The organism is Methanococcoides sp., assembly GCF_030594565.1.
GTDB lineage: Archaea > Halobacteriota > Methanosarcinia > Methanosarcinales > Methanosarcinaceae > Methanococcoides > Methanococcoides seepicolus.
Genome location: NZ_JAUVEY010000167.1, coordinates 1 through 4,109, shown reverse-complemented (window position 1 = coordinate 4,109; position 4,109 = coordinate 1). Strand labels below are relative to the sequence as shown.

The window sequence follows — 4,109 nt, the reverse complement described above, 5'->3', positions numbered from 1 at the left end:
CTGTTCCCATCCGAACACAGAAGATAAGTCTACCCACGTTGTTTACTGTACTGAAGTACGAGAGTCTTCGGGAAATCTACATCGCTGCTATGCTCACTCTATCCAATTCTTTTCTTGACTGATCTTTAACGCAGTAGTTGTGACTTTATTTCTCAGCATTTCCAACGAGATTGATTTCGTTTCTGACAGATGCAAATCGAACTTCTTTTTATTGCTCTTCCTTTTATATTACTATCAAAAGGAATGCACTAATACAACAAACGCTCTCCTCCTCAATATCAATGATTGATTTAAATGCAAGCAGTCAAACATCCTTATTCAATTAAAAATGTATATTCTGATTTTTTTTGTTAAAGAACAAAAACTTGATATCCTCTAAAATCAATGTAAATAGTGGAGGGTAACACTATGCAATGCAATGTATGCGGAGTTGAAACTGACAAAACATATTGTACAGATTGTGAACAGGTAATGGAACAGATCATCAAACAGGTAGGAGAAAAGCGATGGGCAGCGATAGACGATTGCTCACATATCTATCCAATGGTAAAAAGAGCTGTCAAGGGGGAGCTTAATATAAACGATATAATAAATGCACTGGAAGTCGAAGACTGACCACGTAAAAAGGTGAGATGCGAATGTTCTATTCTTTCTCACCTTCTTTTACTGTCGCTTATTTTGTCAGGCAAAGCAGTATTGCCAGATCCTCTTCTGCCTGAAGTGCATGTGGTGCATTTGCCGGCATGAAAATGAAGGTACCTTCTTTCATCTCTATATCCTTATCGAACAATTTGAAAATACCTTTTCCTTTTAGAACCTGAACAACTCCGTTCTTCGTAGAAGTATGTTCATCAATGTTCGTTCCTGCAGCAAGACACATCAAAGTATAGTTATAGTCATCTGCCTTAGCAAGGACCGTACTGAATATTCCCTCCGAAGGGAACTTCATCAATTCACTTAGATTCTTTGAAAATCCTTTATCCATAAATATCACTCCTTTTCTACAAGTGCTGTGCTAAGATATCTCTCTCCTGTATCGGGAAGAATAACAACTATCATTTTACCTTCATTCTCCTTCCGTCTTGCAACATCCAAAGCTGCAAAAAGAGCTGCACCTGATGATATGCCTGCGAGGATCCCTTCCTTTTTGGCAAGTTCCCGTGTCGTCTCAAGGGCATCTTCATTACTGACCGTTACAATTTCGTCAATGATGTCCATGTTCAACACATCCGGCACGAAACCGGCACCTATGCCCTGTATCATATGTGGTCCCGGACTGCCGCCGGAAAGTACTGCTGAATCCTTAGGTTCGACGGCCACTGCCCTAAACCCGGGCTTACGGGACTTTAGCATCTCTGAAACACCTGTAATAGTTCCGCCGGTACCAACGCCTGCTACCAGAATATCGACCTTTTCTTCGGTATCATCCCATATCTCCCCAGCCGTAGTACAGCGATGGATCTCAGGATTTGCCGGATTCATGAACTGATGTGGAATAAAAGAATTTGAAGTCTCCTTTCCAATCTTTTCCGCTTCCTCGATAGCTCCCTTCATACCATTGGGACCAGGTGTAAGCACTATTTCGGCTCCAAGGACCTTTAATATGTTTCTTCTCTCAACACTCATGGTCTCAGGCATTGTCAATATAAGCCTGTAACCTTTAGTAGCACAAACAAAAGCCAGACCGATACCTGTATTTCCTGAAGTTGGCTCGATAACTATGACTCCCTTTTTGAGCACTCCTTCCCTTTCTGCGGTCTCTATCATGTTCAAAGCGATACGGTCCTTGACTGAACCCAGAGGATTAAAAGCCTCCACTTTCACAAGGACAGTAGCATAACATCCTTCAGTTATCCTGTTCAAGCGTACAAGCGGTGTCTTTCCAACAGTTTTTGTTATATCTTCATAAATGTTCTCCATATCAAAACCCCCATAAAATAAAATCTTTAAAAGAATCCCTGCTCTTTCAGGAAGATGATCTCTCCTTGAAGACCAGCTTTGGCTCTTCTATCAGTACTTTTGTGTCTGCCGGTACTGACCTTGTCAACCAGACATTACCTCCGACAACGGAACGTGCTCCTATGACGGTATCTCCGCCAAGGATCGTTGAATTGGAATATATCACTACATCATCCTCTATCGTGGGATGTCTTTTAAGGTCACGAATTATCTGCCCCTTTTCATCCCTTGGGAAACTCAGTGATCCGAGGGTAACCCCTTGGTATAATCGTACATTAGCCCCTATCACCGAAGTCTCTCCTATGACCACTCCGGTTCCATGGTCTATGAAAAACCCTTTTCCTATCTTTGCACCGGGATGGATATCAATACCAACCACGCTGTGGGCATATTCGGTCATAATACGTGGGAGGATCTTAATATCCTGTTCATGCAACTCATGGGCTACTCTGTACACCATAAGTGCAAAAATCCCCGGATAACTGAAAATGATCTCATCGTAACTCTTCGCAGCCGGATCTCCGTCATAGGCTTTAATAATATCAGTAGCCAGAAGTGCCCGAATTTGTGGTATCTTCCTTAACAGTATGATCGTTTCTTCCTGTCCTTTTTCAATACACTCCGCACAATCCTCTTCTGTGCGACGGCACTCATGAAGAATACTTTTCGTCACCTGTTTTGACAGTTTCTCGAAAAGCTCGGTGATCTCACTTCCAATATGATATATCAGATTGCTCCTTTCAACCGTCTGGTCACCAAAATAACCCGGGAAAAGCACATCTTTGAAAAGGTCGATGATCTCAACAATGGATTCCCGTGAAGGTATGACCGCTGAATCAATATGCTCGAAACAACCTTTATCTGAGCAGCTGGTCACAACGGAATCGATGATCTCTGGCAATTTTGAACGATAGTTCATTCCCATGATGGAATCTTGCATCGAACATCGTTTCGTTTTTTCGTCTAACATGGTCCGTGTTCCACTCCTCAAATATTCAGTTTCCTTAATATATTTAAAATAAAACTTAATTTGGAATAAACTACACTGAAATATTGAACATTAAACGTCCAAGGTAGTTTGCCCTCCCCCTATAATCTAATGTGGGATACTTTGATTTAAGCATTATGACATATTTTGCCGGTTTCTAAAAAGTGCTCAAAACGAATTACAGAATATTTTTAAACTGGAAAACTAATTCTTATCCTATGGAACTTTTGAGGCAGTTTTCATCCTTTCTTCTCATCTTGCTATTTATCTCCTGTATGGGTTGCATCTCAAATGATGGTTCATCAAACAATAATGACCAACATACCGATCCAGTTCTTTCTGATCCGGATGTTGAGTCCCATAGTGTAAGCCTCAAAAAAACGGCAGTCCTTGACCTCGAGAACGGTTATTCTCTAAAGCTATTGGAAATAAACAGGACGGATAATTATGTTCGCATCTCCTTTAGGAAAGAAGGTCAGGAGTATTTGACCTCTAAATTGTTCACCGGCAGTACATATGATGTAAAGGACCCTAACGGCGAGTACATAATCTATTCAGTAAATGTGGATAAGATCTATGATAACAGTTTTCTCATCGACCTGACCTATACGACAAAGTCTGCTATCTCTCTGGATGTTCAGTTCTCAGATCATGATCTCCCGAAAGTGCCTGAATTTAGTATTGGCAGTGACACCATAACCCGATATTATGAGTGGGAATACGATGGTACAAAATTCAGTATCACATCCGAGTATTACAAAGACAGCTATGAGACCTATTCCGATAGAAGCAGATCCCGTGATTTCGAGCAGTTCGTAACAGACACATATGATGATACATTAATATCCCAATTCACCTTCCAGATAGAGGAAATGGCTTATGATGCCGGATATAGCAAGAATGATATTCCCTACATAACCATGGCCTTTGTGCAATCACTTCCATATGTAAGTGATAGTGCTTCAGCCGGTTATGATGAATATCCGAGGTTCCCATTCGAGACGCTCTATCATGGTGGCGGTGACTGTGAGGATTCTTCGATCCTGCTTGCATCTTTGCTCTATGATATGGGTTATGGTGTAGCACTTCTCGAACTTCCCGGACACATGGCCGTAGGTGTGAAAAGTGGTGATGAGCTTTCTGGAAGCTATTACAACTATGA

Annotated in this window: 4 protein-coding genes, 1 rRNA gene and 1 pseudogene; 3 read left to right on the top strand and 3 right to left on the bottom strand. The window is 41.4% G+C overall.

Going from position 1 to position 4,109, the window contains the following annotated elements; translation table 11 throughout:
- Positions 1 to 93, top strand: a 5S ribosomal RNA gene (gene rrf, locus QAS77_RS10880); the annotation flags it as partial.
- A 315-nt stretch (positions 94 to 408) separates the two neighbouring features.
- Complete coding sequence (locus QAS77_RS10875) at positions 409 to 615, top strand: hypothetical protein (RefSeq protein ID WP_172367694.1); 207 nt, start codon at positions 409 to 411, stop codon at positions 613 to 615.
- A 58-nt stretch (positions 616 to 673) separates the two neighbouring features.
- Here QAS77_RS10875 and QAS77_RS10870 read toward each other — a convergent pair whose 3' ends face one another.
- The 3 genes from QAS77_RS10870 to QAS77_RS10860 are packed head-to-tail and all read right to left on the bottom strand — an operon-like array spanning position 674 to position 2,899.
- Positions 674 to 985, bottom strand: a complete 312-nt coding sequence (locus QAS77_RS10870; protein ID WP_305065534.1) for a cupin domain-containing protein — start codon at positions 983 to 985, stop codon at positions 674 to 676.
- 5 nt (positions 986 to 990) lie between these two features.
- Positions 991 to 1,920 carry a cysteine synthase A gene (cysK, locus tag QAS77_RS10865; RefSeq protein ID WP_305065533.1) on the bottom strand — a complete coding sequence of 310 codons (930 nt, stop codon included), beginning with the start codon at positions 1,918 to 1,920 and terminating at the stop codon, positions 991 to 993.
- A gap of 46 nt (positions 1,921 to 1,966) precedes the next feature.
- On the bottom strand, positions 1,967 to 2,899 hold the full coding sequence (locus QAS77_RS10860) for a serine O-acetyltransferase (RefSeq protein WP_305065531.1): 933 nt from the start codon (positions 2,897 to 2,899) through the stop codon (positions 1,967 to 1,969).
- A 266-nt stretch (positions 2,900 to 3,165) separates the two neighbouring features.
- On the opposite strand from QAS77_RS10860, the pseudogene QAS77_RS10855 reads away from it, so the two are divergent.
- Positions 3,166 to 4,109: pseudogene (locus QAS77_RS10855) on the top strand (hypothetical protein); the annotation flags it as partial.

Bases quoted from the DNA above. Each gene is read 5' to 3' on its own strand.
- QAS77_RS10875 (WP_172367694.1), top strand. From the start codon at position 409: ATGCAATGCAATGTATGCGGAGTTGAAACTGACAAAACATATTGTACA.
- QAS77_RS10870 (WP_305065534.1), bottom strand. From the start codon at position 985: ATGGATAAAGGATTTTCAAAGAATCTAAGTGAATTGATGAAGTTCCCT.
- cysK (WP_305065533.1), bottom strand. From the start codon at position 1,920: ATGGAGAACATTTATGAAGATATAACAAAAACTGTTGGAAAGACACCG.
- QAS77_RS10860 (WP_305065531.1), bottom strand. From the start codon at position 2,899: ATGCAAGATTCCATCATGGGAATGAACTATCGTTCAAAATTGCCAGAG.